This window comes from Longimycelium tulufanense (assembly GCF_014645795.1).
Lineage (GTDB): Bacteria > Actinomycetota > Actinomycetes > Mycobacteriales > Pseudonocardiaceae > Longimycelium > Longimycelium tulufanense.
Genome location: NZ_BMMK01000011.1, coordinates 63,747 through 80,010, shown reverse-complemented (window position 1 = coordinate 80,010; position 16,264 = coordinate 63,747). Strand labels below are relative to the sequence as shown.

Here is a 16,264-nt window from a genome sequence, read left to right as displayed (position 1 = left end):
CTTCCGTACGCAGACTCCCGGCGGTCCGTCGGTGCCGCCCCGCCAGGGTCCGGGACGCTTTGACTGCCTTCCTGGTCACCGCCAGCCGGCTGGGCGGCCGGACGCCGTCCGACTCGTCACCGGCCGCGCGGGCGAACAGTGGCCGGTGCCTCACCACGAGCGCAGCGTGGCGATCCGCTCCTCCAGCTGGTCGGCGGTGGCCATCGCCGTCGGCGGACCACCGCAGTGGCGGCGCAACTCCGAGTGGATCTTGCCATGCGGCTTGCCCGTCCGGTGATGGTGGAGGGCCACCAAGGTGTTCAGCTCGCGGCGCAGGTGTGCCAGCCGCTCCTGCACGCCCTGCGGTCGCGCGGTCGAGGCCTCGGCCGTCGGCTGCTCCTCCGCCTTGCGTCTGGTGGCCTGGGCGAGCTGCTGCTCCTGCCGCTGCCGCAGCAGGGCGCGCATCTGGTCCGGCGAGAGCAGACCGGGCAGCCCCAGGTAGTCCTGCTCCTCCTCGGTACCGGCCAGGATGGCGGTGCCGAACGACGACCCGTCGTAGATCACCTGGTCCAGCTCGGCGGAGGCACCGAGCGCGGTGAACGCGCGCTCCTCCTCACCCGGCTCGTCCCGGCGCTGGTTGGCGGCGGCCAGCAGCTCGTCATCCCAGCCGTCCCTTTCCCGATGCGGCTTGCCGAGCACGTGGTCCCGCTGGGTCTCCAGCTGGCTGGCCAGCTCCAGCAACACCGGCACGCTCGGCAGGAACACGCTCGCCGTCTCACCGGGCCGACGTGCACGCACGAACCGGCCGACGGCCTGGGCGAAGAACAGCGGCGTCGAGGCACTGGTCGCGTACACGCCAACCGCGAGTCGCGGCACGTCCACACCTTCGGACACCATCCGCACCGCGACCAGCCAACGCTCGTCGGAGTCGGCGAACTCGGCGATCCGCGCCGATGCCTTGGGGTCGTCGGAGAGCACCACCACCGGCTCGTGTCCGGTCACCCGCTGCAGGATCTGCGCGTACGCCTTGGCCGACACGTGGTCGGAGGCGATCACCAGGCCGCCGGCGTCCGGCACGCCACCCGCGCGCAGCTGCGACAGCCGGGTGTTGGCGGCGGTCAGCACCGCCGGGATCCACTCGCCGGCCGGGTCCAGCGCGGTGCGCCACGCCCGGGCAGTCTGCTCCTGCGTCAACGGTTCACCGAGCCGCGCCGTGTACTCCTCCCCCGCGCTGGTCCGCCAGTGCGCCTCGCCCGAGTACGCCAGGAAGACCACGGGGCGGACGACGCCGTCTCGTAACGCATCCGTGTAGCCGTAGGAATGATCGGCCCGGCTGCGTTGCGTGCCGTCGGCATCCGGCTCGTAGGTCACGAACGGGATCGGGATGTCGTCGCTGCGGAACGGCGTACCGGTGAGCGCCAGCCTGCGCACCGCGGGCAGGAACGCCTCGCGAGTGGCCTCACCCCACGACCTGGCGTCTCCCGCGTGGTGAATCTCGTCGAGGATGACCAGCGTCTTGCGTCGCTCCGTGCGCACCCGGTGCAAGGTCGGGTGGGCGGCGATCTGGGCGTAGGTGACCGCGACCCCGCGGTAGTCGCTGGAGGTAATGCCTTGGGAGTTGCGGAACTCCGGGTCGATCGAGATACCGGTGGCGGCCGCGGCTGCCGCCCACTGGTGCTTGAGGTGCTCGGTGGGCGTCACCACGGTGACCTGCTCCACCGTGCGGTCGGCCAGCAGCTCCGCCGCCACCCGCAGGCCGAAGGTCGTCTTTCCGGCGCCCGGAGTCGCCACCGCCAGGAAGTCCTGCGGCTTCGTGGCCAGGTACTTGGTTAGGGCGCGCCGCTGCCAGGCCCGCAGCGGGCGCGACGCGACGGAAGGGACCGGGGAGTCGGGCAGGGGCTCGGCCACGGTGACTCGTTGTTCCTTCCTCGCTCCGGGCACGACCCCACGGCACGGGTCGGCCTACGCACCGGCGTTGCGGCCCTTGACGTCTGACAAGCGAATGCCCTCCCGCCGGACTCGCGGTGAGGGCCGTTGGGCACTCTAACTCACCGCACCGACCTGCACCGGTCGCGACGCGGCACACGGCCACCGCCTCCGGATGTGACGCGTGACCGGAGAGCTGGCGCGACGCTGGAGATCTGCCCTAGTTCCCGCGCGTGACCAGCGGCCTTTTCCCGGACGATCAGCTCCGTCACGCACGGCATCGGTGCCGTCACGACCTTCCCGCCGTGGGGAAAGGGACTCGACGGCGCGCCGAGAAGGTTCGCTGGGTGGCGCGGCGCCGCGAGTGGGCGTGCAGTGGCTTGGCCTGACACGGGCCAGGGAGCCGCGATCAACCCGCTGGTCGAGATCAGGCTCATCGTTCGTCCGGTCCCTGCGAAACCTGACGTGGCGGGGACCGTGGCGGTGGTCCCACGACGCCCTGCTCGCCGGCGACACGCCGTCCCTGGCCAGGGCGGTGCTGCCCGGCCCAGGAGCCATACGGCAGGCTTGGGTCACGATGGGTCCGCGGCCGAACGACGACGGGCGCAACGGCACCGCACCCCGGGATCACCCGGTACCCCGTGGGCCGCTGCGCCTGCTCACACGCACCCTGTCCCGCGCCTGGGACCACAACATCTTCTCCGAGTCGGCGGAGGCGGCGTTCTGGACCACGCTGTCCCTGCCGCCCCTGTTGCTCGGGTTGCTGGGCAGCCTCGGCTTCGTCGGCGACTGGTTCGGTCCGGACCTCGTGCACGCGGTGCAGTCCAAGATCCTGGGCTTCACCCGTACCGTCTTCACCCCCGACGTGGTGGACCGGATCATCGCGCCCACGGTCTCCGACATCCTCACCCAGGGACGCGGCGAGGTGGTCTCGGTCGGCTTCGTGCTGTCGCTGTGGGCCGGATCGTCGGCCATGGCGTCGTTCGTCGACGCGATCACCGTCGCCTATGGGCAGTACGACGTGCGCAACGTCGTCTGGCAACGCATCGTGGCGCTGCTCATGTACCTGGTGAGCCTGGTCGCGGCGGTGCTGGTGCTGCCGTTGATCGCGCTCGGGCCCGACCTGTTGCCCAAGGTCTTCCCAACCACCTGGCAGCAGACCGTGGCCGGGCTCGTCGACAAGTTCTACTACCCCGCCACCGGGGTGCTCCTCGTGCTGGCCCTGACCACCCTCTACAAGATCGCGTTACCTCGCAAGCTGCCCTGGCACCGCGGTATGCCCGGCGCGTTGCTGGCGATGGTCGTCTTCCTGCTCACCAGCTCCGGACTGCGCCTCTACCTGATCTGGGTGACCGGCACCGGCTACACCTACGGCGCGCTCGCCACTCCCATCGCCTTCCTGCTGTTCGCCTTCTTCATCGGCTTCGCGATCGTGCTGGGCGCGCACTTCAACAACACCATCCAGGAGATGTGGCCGGCCCGGATGACCCGCCGGGAGCGCCGGCGGTGGCGACGCCTGGAAATGGAGCGGGCCGCCGAACGGCTCCGCCGCGAACGGGACGAACCACCCGGGCGGCCAACGCAGAACCCGGTGCACGGGCCGGAAGAGGCCACGTCCCCCGCCGACACACACGACACCAAGCCGATCCCGCGCGACTCCGCGCCACCCGGGAAACACGTCGACTAGTGGCCATCTCGTGACTGTCCGGTTCGACCGGGCGCGGCCACGGTCGTTGGTCGGCCGCACCGGCATCAGCTGGTGCGGGATTCGGGTTCCCGGATGGCATTCGAGCTCCGAGCCGGTGAACGTGCGTGGTCAGTGCACTGGGGACCCACCGGGTCGACCGCGGACGCGTCCACAGTGTCCGGCGATCAGCCAGCCCGTTCTCCCCAGCCGGCAGGTATTCGGCTGACCCGCCCGGGATCGGAGCGCTCAGGAACTCGCCCCAGCGCGTCGTTCCGCAATGTCGACCGTCGTGTCAACCGAGCACTGTGGGCATCGGGACGTCATGTTTGGGGCGGGGAGGTCCCGGGCATCCGAGCCGCGACCGATCACGGACCCGACTCGCCGATCACCGCCGGCAGTGAGTGGCCCGCGCGGCACGTCCCGGCCACCGGCGAACTCGTTCCCTGGCACCGGTGCCCCGGTCGGTGATGGTGCGGTCGCCTGGTTGGCGGCGCGTCATGTGCCGATGCCACGGCGCCGGAAGCAGCAGAACGGTCGGAGGCGGAAGGAGGCACCGTGGGGGACATCCGCAGATTGCCCAAGCCGGTGAGCGAGACCTGGGACTGGCAGCGGCAGGCTGCCTGTCGAGGCATGGACAGCACCCTGTTCTTCCATCCCGAAGCGGAACGGGGCTCGGCGCGGCAGGCCCGGGAGGAACGGGCGAAGGCAGTGTGCCGACGCTGCCCGGTGATGATCGAGTGCCGGCAGCACGCGCTGCGGGTGCACGAGACCTACGGGGTGTGGGGCGGGCTCGGCGAGTCCGAACTGCGGATGCGGATCCGCCACCGCTGACCCCGCGGTAACCGATGGGCCCGGGACCACCGGGGTCCCGGGCCCATCACCACCCGCTCCGGAGGAGGGTTCGTGGCGCTGACGACCCGTCAGCGCTTGCCGTTCAGCGCGCCGGAGACGTCCTTGAGCACGTCACCAGTGTTGTTTCCCTGCATGGTCTTCACGGCCGGCAGCGAGTCGGTCGGCGCCGGGGCCGGGCTCGCCGACTCGGCGGCCGGCTCCTGCTGGGCCACCGGGACAGCACCGGTGGGCCGCTGTGGTTGCGGGTTGAGCGAGTTCAGCGAGCTCAACGGGTTGCCGCCACCCAGCGGGTTGCCGCCGAGCAAGCCGGTCACCGGCTTCAGGGCCGCGTTCTTGGTCAGTGCACCGGTGCCGGGGGCCACCTTGCCGGCGCGCGGCTCCGGCTCGGCGGACCGCGGGACGAGGCCGAGCGGGTCACCGGCGGTCAGCTGGTTCAGGCCCAGGGGATCGTTGCCGAGTGACCCGGCACCCAGCGTGTCGGCACCGCTCACGGCCTCCGCGCCACCGGTGAGGGCGTTGCCCAGCGGGTTGACACTGAGGGCCTCGGCACCGGGCGGGGTGGCGGGCAGCGCCTCGGGGTCGAACTGGTCGACGACCGGGCCCTTGCTTACCGGCATCACCACGTGGCCCAGTTCCTCGGTGGGCAGCCCGACCTCGTGCAGGTCGGCCGGCAGCGCCTGGTTGGCCGGCAGCTCCTTGGCGGGCGCCAGGTCGTCGACGACGCCAAGGTCCAGCACACCGCTGCCGATCGGATTGTCGAACGGCTGCACGTGCTGACCGTGCAGGGCCTCGGCGGTGACCCCCTGGTCGCCGACGCCGAGGGCCTGCGGCCGCTGCGGGTTGTACGGCCCGACCTCCACGTCGGCCACCTTGGCCGGCTCCTTGAGCATGCCGACGTTGTCGACGGCGGTGTTGAAGCCAGCGGCCGGACGGGCGGGCTCCGGGGCGGCGCGGTCCTGTACGCCGGTGTTGGTGCCGATGGCGTCCAGCAGCTTCTCCAGGCCGTGGGTGTCGGTGAGCGGGCGCTCCTCCTTGAGCTCGTTGCCCACCCCATGGCCGGTGTTCTTGACGTTCTCCCCGGTACCGCTGATGGTGGCGGCCGGGGCCTGCGGGGCGGCCTGCAGGTCGTGCTCCATCTGGGAGCCGGCGTCGGTGAGGGAGTCGTTCACCGTCTCCGACACCGGATCGGCCGCGACGGAGGGATTGGGTGCCTCCAGGTGAGCGTCGGAGGCGATGCAGGGCACCCGCTTGTGGCCGGGGGTCTGGCCGCCCGGCGGGTTGCAGGTGTCCATCGGTAGCAGCAGCTTCAGCTCCTCGGCGTTGGTGACCGGGTTGCTGCCCGGCTGCGGCGTGTGCGCGTGCGGCGCCGCGGACGCCTGCGGCACGGCGATCGCGGCGACCCCCGCGGCGAGCATCGCGGCCTGCAAGGTGCGCTTGGTCCAGGGACGCAAGTTGTGTCTCCTCGGGTCTTCGTGGTGTGTGACGCCATCCCCGCGGCACGCACGGCGCGGGCTACCGGAGCGGGGCGGTCGGGGTCGCCGTTCGTCTGCCGCGGAGCGCGACTGCCGAACCGTGCGGTGACGCGAAGATCACCGCCGGTCGACCAGATCGACATCGGGCGCGGCACCCGGGGAGCTTGAGGCCCGTCCGGCAACCCCAACCGGTCGTGGAGTTGGGACAACCCGATGGAGACTTTCCTTCACGGAGTGCGCCGTTTTCGACCGGAAATCACCGGGTACCACTGCCCCCACTCGGACGAAAGATCACCTTTCCGAGGAGGGATCTGCTCACGGGTGGACCATGCCGTGATCACGGCTGGTAAGGACGGCCTGCCCCTCCGCGAGCGGCGCTTCGCCGTCCTCGCGGAGGGGCCGTGTCGATGTTCCGGTGGCAGCCGGCCGGCTGCCACCGGGCACGGGCGAGCCGCTCGGGGCGGCACGCCCGCACCACCAGATCCGGAACCGGTGCGGAACAGTCCCCGAGCCCTCAGCCCGGAACCACGCTGCTTGTGCTGGTCACTCCCCGCCGTCGCCACCGTGCGGCAGCGACTCGTAGATCCGCTTGCACTCCGGGCACACCGGGGAGCCCGGCTTCGGCGAGCGGGTCACCGGGAAGACCTCGCCGCACAGCGCCACCACGTGCGTGCCCATGACCGCGCTCTCCGCAATCTTGGACTTGCGCACGTAGTGGAACATCTTCGGGGTGTCGTCCCCGGTCTGGTCGGTGCCCTCGGGACGGGTGTCGACGTCGGGGCAGGTCTGGGTGGCAGTGCTCACGGGACCATGATGCCTGACCAGCGAAGCGGGGTGGCGAAGTGCTCGAGGTCCGGGACGAGGTGGCGGCGGCCGTGGCGGCGGGCCGGCCGGTGGTGGCGTTGGAGAGCACGCTACTGGCCCAGGGCCTGCCCGCGCCGCGGAACCGGGAGGTGGCGGCGCGGTTGGAGCGGGCGGTCCGGGACGCCGGTGCCGTGCCCGCGACGATCGCGGTGCTGGACGGGGTAGCCCGGGTCGGCCTGGCCGGGGCCGAGCTGGACCGGGTCTGCGACCCCGCGGCCGGCCTGGTGAAGCTGTCCCGCCGGGACCTGGGCCCGGCGATGGCGACGGGGGCCAGCGGGGCGACGACGGTCGCGGGCAGCGTGGCGCTGGCGCACGCGGCCGGCATCGGGGTGTTCGCCACCGGTGGGCTCGGTGGTGTGCACCGCGACACGGTCTGGGACGTCTCCGCCGACCTGGGCGTGCTGGCCGACACCCCGGTCCTCGTCGTCTGTTCCGGGGCGAAGTCGGTGCTCGACCTGCCGGCGACGCTGGAACAGCTGGAGACCCGGTCGGTTCCCGTGTTCGGCTACCGCACCGACCGCTTCCCCGCCTTCTACCTGCGGGACTCAGGCCTGGAGGTGCCGTGGCGGGCGGAGGGCCCGGAGGAGGTCGCGGCGGCGGTGCTGGCCCACCGGCGGGTGGCGTCGAACGGTTCCGGGGTGCTGCTGGCCAACCCCGTGCCGGTGGAGCACGAGATGGATCGCCAGCTGCACGACCGGCTGCTGGTCGAGGGCGAGGAGCTGGTGCGGCGGCGTGGGGTGCGCGGCAAGGACGTCACCCCCGCCTTGCTCGCGTACTTCCACGAGCGCAGCGGCGGCGCCAGCCTGGCGGCCAACACCGCGTTGGTGCTGGGTAACGCGCAGCTGGCGGCCGAGGTGGCGGTGGAGCTGGCGCGTGGCCGACGCGCGAAATGACGGCGCCGGCCGTTGCGGCCGGCGCGACCACCGAACGCCTCAGGTGTTGATGACGGGATGCTGCCGCGCTTCCAGCGCGCGGCTCTGGCGCCGCCGGAACCAGCTCGCCTTTTCCGCCTTGCGCGGCGGGCGGTCGTTGGCGATGAGCACCGCCATCCACGGCAACGGCACCGAGAGCAGGACCAGCAACACCGCCAGCCACGGCACCTGGTAGCTGAGCCCGGCGGCGATCAGGAACGGGAACCGCAGCGACATCATGATCGCGTACTTGCGTCGTCGCGCGGCGTGCTGGTCGTCGTAGGACGGAGCCGCCTCGGTGATCAGGACCGGGGTGTCGTCCCGCTGCGAGCCCTTCACGACACCACCTCCCGCCTTCATCGTCCCACTGGGTCGGCGGACGGCAAACCCGAGCGCCTCATCTGATCAGCTTAGGTGCTGGCCGGCGACGAACTGGGTCGCCCCCGCGACCCGCTGCCGAAGGCCGGAAAACCCGCGCTCGGCCAGGGCGGCGCGGATCTCGTCCGGATCGAACATGCGCATGCCGCTGGTCGCGCCCAGGGCCCGGTCCAGCGCCCGGAGTGGTCCGGACGGGCGACGCCGACTGGTGAGCAGCGCGATCCGGCCGCCCGGGCGCAGCAGACCGACGACGTGGTCCAGGGCGCGGAACGGCTCGGCGAACAGGTGGAGCGCGGCGAAGCAGCAGACCGCGTCGAAGGCACCCTCGCGCAGGGGCGGGCGCACCGCGTCCGCGCGCAGGTAGGCGACGTTGGGTTGGGTGGTCCGGCGGACCGCCTCGGCGAGCATGGTCGCCGAGGCGTCCAGCCCGGCGACCAGCCCGGTCGGGCCGACCAGGGGTGCCAGGCGCCGGGTGAAGTTGCCGGGTCCGCAGGCCAGGTCGAGGACGAGGGCGCCGGGTTCGAGGGCGAGCTGCTCGGTCAGCCAGCGGTGTTCCTCGGCCATACTTGGCCCGGCCAGCCCCTTGGCGACCCGACCGAGCGCGGGGCGCCACCACCGCTCGTAGATCAGCGGTACGAGCCGGCTGGCCATCAGGCGCTGCGCGACCCCGGAGCGCAGCGGGGTGTCGTCGCCGAGGAGGTCGAGGTAGCCCTGATGGGCCCGTGGCTGGGCCGTCCCGGGGGCGAGGAGCTCCCGCAACCGCTCGGTGGCGTCCCGTGGCGATGCGACCACGCGCCGAGTATGGGTCAGCCGTGCCAGCCTGTACACCCGTTTGGTCCGGGAGCGTTGCTGGACAGCGGAATGTCGGCGATGGCGCGAAGTTCCGGCTAGCTCTTCTTGGCGGCGGTCCTCATCTGCTTCTTGAAGGCGCGGACCTCCTGCAGGGTCCGGTCGTCGACCACGTCCGCGGCCGAGCGACGGGCGCCGTCCTCGCCGTAGGGGCCCGCGGCCCCGCGCCAGCCCTCCGGTTGCACGTCCATCTGCTTGCCCAGCAGTGCCAGGAAGATGCGTGCCTTCTGGTCACCGAAGCCGGGCAGGTCCTTCAGCCGTCGCAGCACCTCGACGCCGTCGGGGTCGCCGTCGGACCACAGCGCCTCGACCCGGCCGTCGTAGCGCTCGACGAGGTACTCGCTCAGGGCCTGCAGCCGCCGCGCCATCGAGCCGGGGAACCGGTGGATCGCGGGCGGTCCCGCGCAGGCGGCGGCGAACTCGTCGGGGTTCATGGCGGCGATGCGGTGTGCGTCCAGCCCGCCGATGCGGTCCGCGAGCAGCTTCGGCGCCGCGAACGCCCGTTCCATCGGAACCTGCTGGTCCAGAAGCATCCCAAAAAGCAGCGCGAGGGGCTCCCGGGTCAGCAACGCGTCAGCCCCCGGTTCCTGCGCCAGACACAACCTCGCGGTCATGGTGGGCAAGCCTGACACGGTCCACTCGCGACCGCACATCGGCCCTGGTCGTACCGGACAATCGTCACAGCACGCATCGGACGCCCCACGGGACGCGGTCAGGGAACCCAGTGGTTCCGCCAGGCGCGGTCCACATGGCGGGATCATGCGTGGGCGCCACCCTCGGCGCGACGTGGCGGTCCACCAGCAGCGCAGCGGCGGCCAGTGTCACGACCCGGCTGGAAGCCGGCGAGCAACTTCGGAATCTCGCCCGTGGCTTCCGGTCCCTCCTCTTCCGGCAGTGAGGTGTCGCAGGGTCAGCAGTCCGGGTAGGGCTCCTCGGAGACGACCTGGCGGAGGAGCGTGCGGAAAAGGTTGCGGTCGACCGTGGCCGGTTCTTCGGCCAGCCAGTCACCGATGTGCTCGACGAAGAGCTCCGGGCTCATCGGCGGTGCCGAGATGTCGGCCGGCTCGTCCGTGGTGACGCTTCCGGCGCGGCTCGGGTAGACGAGTACGGCGCCGCGCACCTCGACGTCGGGCAACAGTTCCCGGTAGGCGGCGACACCATCCGGAAGTCTCACGGCACCGCCGCGGAACGGGTGGCCGTTGCGCCACAACGCTCCAGTTTCGTCGGCCGTGTAGTGACCGGGAAGCCACGTCTTCGACTCGATGAGCACGAGCCGTCGCCCACACAGGACGGCGTGGTCCACATCGGCGAACACCGAACCCGGCCAGGCGAGCCCGTGGAAGATCCGCACGCCCGGCAGCCGGGTGAGGTAGCGGGACAGCAGCTCGGCGGTGAGCTGCTCGGCCAGGTGTGTCGGCTCGGCCGCGGGCCGGCCGAACACCCGCCGGCCGCCGAACTCCAGGGCGAAGCCACGGTCGACGCCCCGCGCGGCCAGCAGCCGCCGCCCGAGCCCGACCACCACGGTCGTCACCCCGGCCACCAGCACCAACCACACGGCCACCAGCAGCGGTGACAGATCGACGAGAAGACCGACCACCAGCAGCAGGAGCCATCCGCCGAGCGCCGCCAACACCGACTCGGGGCTCGGTGCGGTCGAGGGCACGTAGCGCACCCGCTCGCCCGGGTCCACCTCGTGCCACCACGGGATCACCTCCGGTCCCAGCCGCGGCAGGGTGGGCACGAAATCCGGGTCCACGCCGAACTCCCGCTGCCGGCCGAAGCCCGTTGTCCTCCCCATCCAGGGGCGGGTCGTGGTTCCCCTGGTGCGCCGGGGTTGTGGCGGTGTCGGAGGTGACGGAGGTGTCGGCGATGACGCCTGCGCACCGTCGTCCTTGCCGCGGTCGTAGGCGGCACGCCGCCTCGGGTCCCGCAACGTCTCGTATGCCTCCCGCAGCAGGCGGAAGGTTCCCGGTGTGCCACCCGCGTCGGGGTGCATCACCTTGGCCAGCGACCGGTACGCAGACTTGATCTCCGCCGACGACGCGGTCCGGTCCACGCCGAGCAGTTCGTAGTAGTCGATCCCGCGCACGACTCCGCTCATCTCTCGTGTGGGCGCGGACACGATATGCGGTCGTCCGTTCCGTCGAGCTACCGCGTCCAGCTGTCCTCCATGACGGTTGACCACAAGTGCGGTCTCGCTGCGAGGCGGAATTTCCTTGTGGGGGCAGGGGAAAGTCATGCCGACTGGGAGCGTCCACTCGGTCACGTGAACGGCCACCACCACTCACCTGCTCACGGGACGGGATTTCGCAATCCCCTGGAGGCGTGACGTTGTTGCCCGGCCCGATCACGGCGCCGTTCACAGACCGGACAGTCGAGACCGACGTAGGCCGGTGCTGTGGGATGGCATCGTGCGGGGATTTTTGGGTTCGTCACCCCACATTCGCCGAACTCCCCCGGTAGGCCGGCGGCATCTCCCGTGCGTTGAGGTGTACGAGAAGGCCGCTGTGCCGCGAATGCTCCTCATGACGTATGGAGGCGTTCCACCCGCTGTGAGAAAACGGACCTAATCGACCAACAAGCACGAACCATGCACTTCGAACCGCCGTCCCCGCCCAGTGGTCGGTACCAGCGCACCGCGAAGGGCCCGCACCGGCGACAGCCTCCCGCACGTCGTTTCCCCAGCACGCAGAGATCGCTTTCCTGCCCCTGACCTGCCCAGGCTCACAATGTCAGGAAGCGCGTCCCAACTTCGGCCGTGTGAGGATTTCGACATGCTTCCGGAACTCACCGACGAGCGTTGCGACCGGTTGCGCGACGCCTTCGAGACCACTGGCTACGACGCGGACGGAGTGCTGAAGCTGCTCGGCCCCGCCGCGCACGCCGCGCTGGGGCGGGGCGAGCCGGAGCCGGTACGTCGGGTGACCCGGGACGCGGGCGCGCTGGGCACCCTGATCCGGATGTTCCTGCTCGGCGACGTCGAACCGGAGAGCGCCGTGCGGGCGGCGCTGGTTCCGCTCGACCTGGACGACGCGGTGAGCGCGGGCCTGCTCGCCGACGCCGAGGGCGGGCTACGGGCCAAGCTCGACGTGCGGCCCTACGGCGACGACCGCGGCTCCTGGTGGGTGGTCTCCGACCAGGACGCCGAGCTGCGCCGCGGGCCGGGTGCCGAGCGCGGCGCGCCACTGCCCAGCGAGCACGTGCTGGGTATCGGGCAGGCGTCACTCAGCCTCGTGCGCGCCACCCCGCGCCGCCCGGTGGGGACGCTGCTGGACCTCGGGACGGGCTGCGGGGTGCAGGCGCTGCACGCCACCCGGCACGCCCACCGGGTCACCGCGACCGATGTGTCCCAACGGGCGCTCACCCTGGCCGCCGCGACGTTCCGGCTCAACCGGCTCGACGTCGAGCTGCGGCGCGGTGAGTGGTTCACCCCGGTCCGCGGGCGCCGCTTCGACCAGGTGGTGTGCAACCCGCCGTTCGTCGTGGGGCCGCCACGCGTGGAGTACGTCTACCGGGACTCGGGGCTGGCCGGTGACTACGCCAGCGCCCTCGTCGTGCGCCAGCTCCCCGCCTTCCTCACCGACGGTGGCAGCGGCCACATGCTGGCGTCCTGGCTGCACGTCCGGGGCCAGGACTGGGCCGAGCGGGTGGCCTCGTGGCTGCCGCCGGGAGTCGACGCCTGGTTCGTGCAGCGGGACGTGGCCGACCCGGCGCACTACGTGGGCACCTGGCTGCGGGACGCGGGCGTGGACCCGCGGTCGCCGCTGGGCACCGAGGAGTCGGCGCGGTGGCTGGACTGGTTCGACGCCAACGATGTCGAGGGCATCGGGTTCGGGTTCGTCACCTTGCGTTACCACGGTGCGACGGACAGCGATGTGGTATGCGAGGACCTGCGGCACGCCTACGACGACCCGCTGGGCCCGGAGGCCGCGGCCTGGCTGGACCGGGTGTCCTGGCTGCGGTTGCACCCGGGCCCGGACGACCTGCTGGCCGCGCGGCTCGCGGTGCCGCCGTCGGTGGTGCTGGAGGAGGTCTCCGATCCCTCGCCGGAGGGCTGGGCCCCGGTGGTGCGCCGGCTGCACCGCACCGACGGCCCGGGCTGGCAGCAGGAGGTCGACGAGCTGGCCAAGGCACTGCTCGCCGGGTGCAACGGAGCACTTCCGGTCGGTGACCTGCTCACCCTGCTCTCCGCCGCCTACGACCAGCCGGCGGACGCACTCGCGGCCGCAGCGGTGCCCGCCGTCCGCGAGCTGGTGCGGCACGGCATGCTGGTGCCGGCCGAGTGGTTGGAGCGTGCGTGAAGGCTGTGGTGACCCGCGTGACGCGGGCCAGCGTGTCGGTGGACGGAGAGGTCGTGGGCGAGCTGGCGGAGCCGGGCTTGCTCGTCCTACTCGGAATCACCCACTCGGACAACAAAGACAACGCGAGCACCATGGCTCGCAAGCTGCACGAACTGCGCATCCTGCGGGACGAGCAGTCCTGCGCCAGCACCGACGCTCCCCTGCTCGTTGTCAGCCAGTTCACTCTGTACGGAGACACCCGGAAGGGCCGTCGTCCATCGTGGACGGCGGCGGCCCGCCCGGAGCACGCCGAGCCCCTCGTGGAGACGGTGGTGGCCGAGCTCCGGGCCCGGGGCGCCCACGTCCAGACCGGCCGGTTCGGCGCGATGATGACGGTGGAGAGCGTCAACGACGGCCCGTTCACCGTCCTGGTCGAGGTGTAAGCCCCGGCGGGGCGAACCCCACCCGGGGTCCCACTCTCAGGTTTTCTTCAGGTTTGGGCGAGCAACCCTTGTGACGGCCGCGACGTCCTGCAGACAGAAGGTTCGGGAACGATTTCGCGAACGCGGGCGTTCCCCTGATGTCCAGCCGAACAGCGATGAGCGTCGCGACGAAGCTCACCGCGCAGCGCAGCGCCGGTGTGCGACGCCCCGCACACCTGCCGCCCGCACCGGGGAGGGAGCTCGATGACCGTCCCGCAGACCGCCTTCGACCCTGAGGTCATCATGCCCGAGGTCGACCTCGACGCGCAGGGGCCGTCAGCCGACCTGGTGCGCGTGTACCTGAACGGCATCGGCCGCACCAAGCTGCTCACCGCCCAGGAGGAGGTCGAGCTCGCCAAGCGGATCGAGGCCGGCGTGTTCGCCCAGCACATGCTGGAGACCGCCCGCAAGCTGGCCCCCAGGCGCCGGGCCGAGCTGGAGGAGCTCGTCCGCGACGGCCGGGTGGCCAAGAACCACCTGCTGGAGGCCAACCTGCGGCTGGTGGTCAGCCTCGCCAAGCGCTACACCGGCCGTGGCATGCCGCTGCTGGACCTGATCCAGGAGGGCAACCTCGGCCTGATCCGCGCCGTGGAGAAGTTCGACTACACCAAGGGCTTCAAGTTCTCCACCTACGCCACCTGGTGGATCCGGCAGGCGATCACGCGCGGGATGGCCGACCAGGGCCGCACGATCCGGCTGCCGGTGCACCTGGTGGAGCAGGTGAACAAGCTCGCCCGGATCAAGCGCGAGCTGCACCAGCAGCTCGGCCGGGAGGCCACGCACGAGGAGCTGGCCAGCGAGTCGGGCATCCCGGCGGAGAAGGTCTCCGACCTGCTCGACCACGCGCGCGACCCGGTGAGCCTGGACATGCCGGTGGGCGCCGAGGAGGACGCCCCGCTGGGCGACTTCATCGAGGACGCCGAGGCCACCGACGCGGAGAACGCCGTCATCTCCGGCCTGCTGCAGGACGACCTGCGGCGGGTGCTCGCGACGCTGGACGAGCGCGAGCAGAGCGTGATCCGGATGCGCTACGGGCTGGACGACGGCCAGCCCAAGACGCTCGACCAGATCGGCAAGCGGTTCGGGTTGTCCCGCGAGCGGGTACGGCAGATCGAGCGCGAGGTCATGGCGAAGCTCCGCCAGGGCGACCGCGCCGAGCGGTTGCGCGCCTACGCCAGCTGACGGCCCGGATCCGGGGAGGCACGGGGCAGGCGCCCCGCCGCCGCACCGCCCAGCGAACTCACACGAACGGCCGCATTGACTTGTGACAGTCGTCACGGCAACGTCGGGCGTCGACGATGGACCACGCGACGCGACGGATCAGCAACCCTTCGCGGTCGCCACCCCCGGGAGGTCGGGACGGTCGGGGGCCGGCCCGGCCTTCCGAACTTTGCGGGCACCTCGTGGGCATACGGCAACACCGCCCACGAGGCGCCCCGTTCTCCCGTTGCTCTCTCGCTGGTTTCCCCACGTGCTCTTCGCCGGTGGTTCGCGGGACGTTCTCGTTGCTCCTGCCCCGCTCACCGGGTCGACAGCCGCGTCGGCCGGTGAACGTCCACCAGCCGGGCACGCCACCGGTCCAGGTCGGCGGTGCGGGCGCCGTGGTCGCGCAGCCAGCCGTAGGCCCCGCCCGGGTGCGCGTCGATCCGGTCGAGCACGACCCCGATCGCCGCGGCCGGCGCGGACATCAGCTCGCGGACGGCCTGCGGGTCCACCCCCGGCGGGAGCATCGGGTTGCCGGCCATCCGCAGCATCACCCCAGGCATGTTCCGATCGGTCCGGACGTAGTCGGCAACCACCGCGTCCCGGCGGACACCGGCGGCGCGGAGCAGCAACGCGACCGCCACACCGGTGCGGTCCTTGCCGGCCGAACAGTGGATCAGGGTGGGGCCCTCCGCCGCGGCGACGATGCCGGCCACGCGGGCGAGATCCACGGCCGACCCGTCCAGCAGGTGGGTGTAGATCGTGACCAGGGTGGGCAACGTGACCGGCGTGTCCTGCGGTGCGGCCGCGATGTCGTCCAGCAGCGGGATCCGGTGCACCCGGGTGCCGTTGCAGGCCAAGGGGTGCGGGTGCCCGTTGTGCTCGATGGTGGCGCGCAGGTCCACGACCACGCGGGGCGGCCAGTGCGCCAGCCCCGTCGGGGTGTGGTCGCCCGGGTGCGGGGCGTCGCCGCGATAGAGCACACCGTCCAGGGTCCGGCCGCCGTCCTCGGTGGGCAGGCCGCCGAGGTCGCGCAGGTTGACCATGCGGTCGGCGGGCTGGTGGGCGGGCGGGACCTCGATGACGGTCATGCGGGCCTTCCTTCGTTGACGGAGACATCGGCGACTGTAGCTATGTCGAATCGTGACAAAGCCTCACCATGATCATCTGGTGCTGGCGGTACCCCGCCGTCCGGCCCCACCGTCACCGGCCAGCTCCGTTCTCCCAGGCTCCGAACTTTGTTGGTGCACATGGACATTGGGGCGGTTGCGCAGCGCACGCGGGACACCTGCCCATGGCCGGCATCCCCTTGCCGTCCCGCCTTTCGGCCGCGCCCAGTAGCTCGCCGGTCACATCGGCGAGTTCCGAACCACCGGTCCGT

At 71.6% G+C, this 16,264-nt stretch carries 15 protein-coding genes; 7 read left to right on the top strand and 8 right to left on the bottom strand.

Annotated elements, in window-relative coordinates:
- Positions 1 to 150 precede the first annotated feature (150 nt).
- A complete protein-coding gene (locus IEY55_RS13450; protein ID WP_189057646.1) occupies positions 151 to 1,887 on the bottom strand; it encodes a DEAD/DEAH box helicase in 1,737 nt (578 codons plus the stop codon).
- Between the two features lie 595 nt (positions 1,888 to 2,482).
- On the opposite strand from IEY55_RS13450, the gene IEY55_RS13445 reads away from it, so the two are divergent.
- Both IEY55_RS13445 and IEY55_RS13440 read left to right on the top strand, forming a co-directional pair.
- Positions 2,483 to 3,592 carry a YihY/virulence factor BrkB family protein gene (locus IEY55_RS13445; protein ID WP_189057644.1) on the top strand — a complete coding sequence of 370 codons (1,110 nt, stop codon included), beginning with the start codon at positions 2,483 to 2,485 and terminating at the stop codon, positions 3,590 to 3,592.
- Between the two features lie 555 nt (positions 3,593 to 4,147).
- Positions 4,148 to 4,423 carry a WhiB family transcriptional regulator gene (locus tag IEY55_RS13440; protein ID WP_189057642.1) on the top strand — a complete coding sequence of 92 codons (276 nt, stop codon included), beginning with the start codon at positions 4,148 to 4,150 and terminating at the stop codon, positions 4,421 to 4,423.
- 89 nt (positions 4,424 to 4,512) lie between these two features.
- Here IEY55_RS13440 and IEY55_RS13435 read toward each other — a convergent pair whose 3' ends face one another.
- A complete protein-coding gene (locus tag IEY55_RS13435; protein ID WP_189057640.1) occupies positions 4,513 to 5,895 on the bottom strand; it encodes a hypothetical protein in 1,383 nt (460 codons plus the stop codon).
- A gap of 564 nt (positions 5,896 to 6,459) precedes the next feature.
- Positions 6,460 to 6,720: a DUF3039 domain-containing protein gene (locus tag IEY55_RS13430; protein ID WP_189057638.1), complete on the bottom strand. Its 261-nt coding sequence runs from the start codon at positions 6,718 to 6,720 to the stop codon at positions 6,460 to 6,462.
- A 38-nt stretch (positions 6,721 to 6,758) separates the two neighbouring features.
- On the opposite strand from IEY55_RS13430, the gene IEY55_RS13425 reads away from it, so the two are divergent.
- Positions 6,759 to 7,673: a pseudouridine-5'-phosphate glycosidase gene (locus IEY55_RS13425; RefSeq protein ID WP_189057636.1), complete on the top strand. Its 915-nt coding sequence runs from the start codon at positions 6,759 to 6,761 to the stop codon at positions 7,671 to 7,673.
- A 39-nt stretch (positions 7,674 to 7,712) separates the two neighbouring features.
- Here IEY55_RS13425 and IEY55_RS13420 read toward each other — a convergent pair whose 3' ends face one another.
- From IEY55_RS13420 to IEY55_RS13410, 3 genes are all read right to left on the bottom strand, one after another.
- The gene (locus tag IEY55_RS13420) at positions 7,713 to 8,051 is read right to left on the bottom strand and encodes a DUF3099 domain-containing protein (RefSeq protein ID WP_189057634.1); all 339 of its coding nucleotides are present in this window, start codon (positions 8,049 to 8,051) and stop codon (positions 7,713 to 7,715) included.
- A gap of 45 nt (positions 8,052 to 8,096) precedes the next feature.
- On the bottom strand, positions 8,097 to 8,861 hold the full coding sequence (locus IEY55_RS13415; RefSeq protein WP_189057632.1) for a class I SAM-dependent methyltransferase: 765 nt from the start codon (positions 8,859 to 8,861) through the stop codon (positions 8,097 to 8,099).
- Between the two features lie 95 nt (positions 8,862 to 8,956).
- A complete protein-coding gene (locus IEY55_RS13410; RefSeq protein WP_189057630.1) occupies positions 8,957 to 9,532 on the bottom strand; it encodes an HhH-GPD-type base excision DNA repair protein in 576 nt (191 codons plus the stop codon).
- A 149-nt stretch (positions 9,533 to 9,681) separates the two neighbouring features.
- On the opposite strand from IEY55_RS13410, the gene IEY55_RS32545 reads away from it, so the two are divergent.
- On the top strand, positions 9,682 to 9,816 hold the full coding sequence (locus tag IEY55_RS32545; protein ID WP_268239306.1) for a hypothetical protein: 135 nt from the start codon (positions 9,682 to 9,684) through the stop codon (positions 9,814 to 9,816).
- 12 nt (positions 9,817 to 9,828) lie between these two features.
- Here IEY55_RS32545 and IEY55_RS13405 read toward each other — a convergent pair whose 3' ends face one another.
- Positions 9,829 to 11,019, bottom strand: coding sequence for a J domain-containing protein (locus tag IEY55_RS13405; protein ID WP_189057628.1), 1,191 nt, complete (start codon positions 11,017 to 11,019; stop codon positions 9,829 to 9,831).
- A gap of 673 nt (positions 11,020 to 11,692) precedes the next feature.
- On the opposite strand from IEY55_RS13405, the gene IEY55_RS13400 reads away from it, so the two are divergent.
- The 3 genes from IEY55_RS13400 (at position 11,693) to IEY55_RS13390 (ending at position 14,862) form a co-directional block, all read left to right on the top strand.
- On the top strand, positions 11,693 to 13,219 hold the full coding sequence (locus tag IEY55_RS13400) for a DUF7782 domain-containing protein (protein ID WP_189057626.1): 1,527 nt from the start codon (positions 11,693 to 11,695) through the stop codon (positions 13,217 to 13,219).
- The gene (gene dtd, locus IEY55_RS13395) at positions 13,216 to 13,641 is read left to right on the top strand and encodes a D-aminoacyl-tRNA deacylase (protein WP_189057624.1); all 426 of its coding nucleotides are present in this window, start codon (positions 13,216 to 13,218) and stop codon (positions 13,639 to 13,641) included. The genes IEY55_RS13400 and dtd overlap by 4 nt, the downstream gene beginning before the upstream one ends.
- Before the next feature lie 243 nt (positions 13,642 to 13,884).
- Positions 13,885 to 14,862 carry a sigma-70 family RNA polymerase sigma factor gene (locus tag IEY55_RS13390; RefSeq protein ID WP_189057622.1) on the top strand — a complete coding sequence of 326 codons (978 nt, stop codon included), beginning with the start codon at positions 13,885 to 13,887 and terminating at the stop codon, positions 14,860 to 14,862.
- 338 nt (positions 14,863 to 15,200) lie between these two features.
- Here the strand turns inward: IEY55_RS13390 and IEY55_RS13385 are convergent, their stop codons facing one another.
- Entirely contained in the window at positions 15,201 to 15,974 is a 774-nt protein-coding gene (locus tag IEY55_RS13385; RefSeq protein ID WP_189057620.1) for a tyrosine-protein phosphatase, read from the bottom strand.
- Positions 15,975 to 16,264 lie beyond the last annotated feature (290 nt).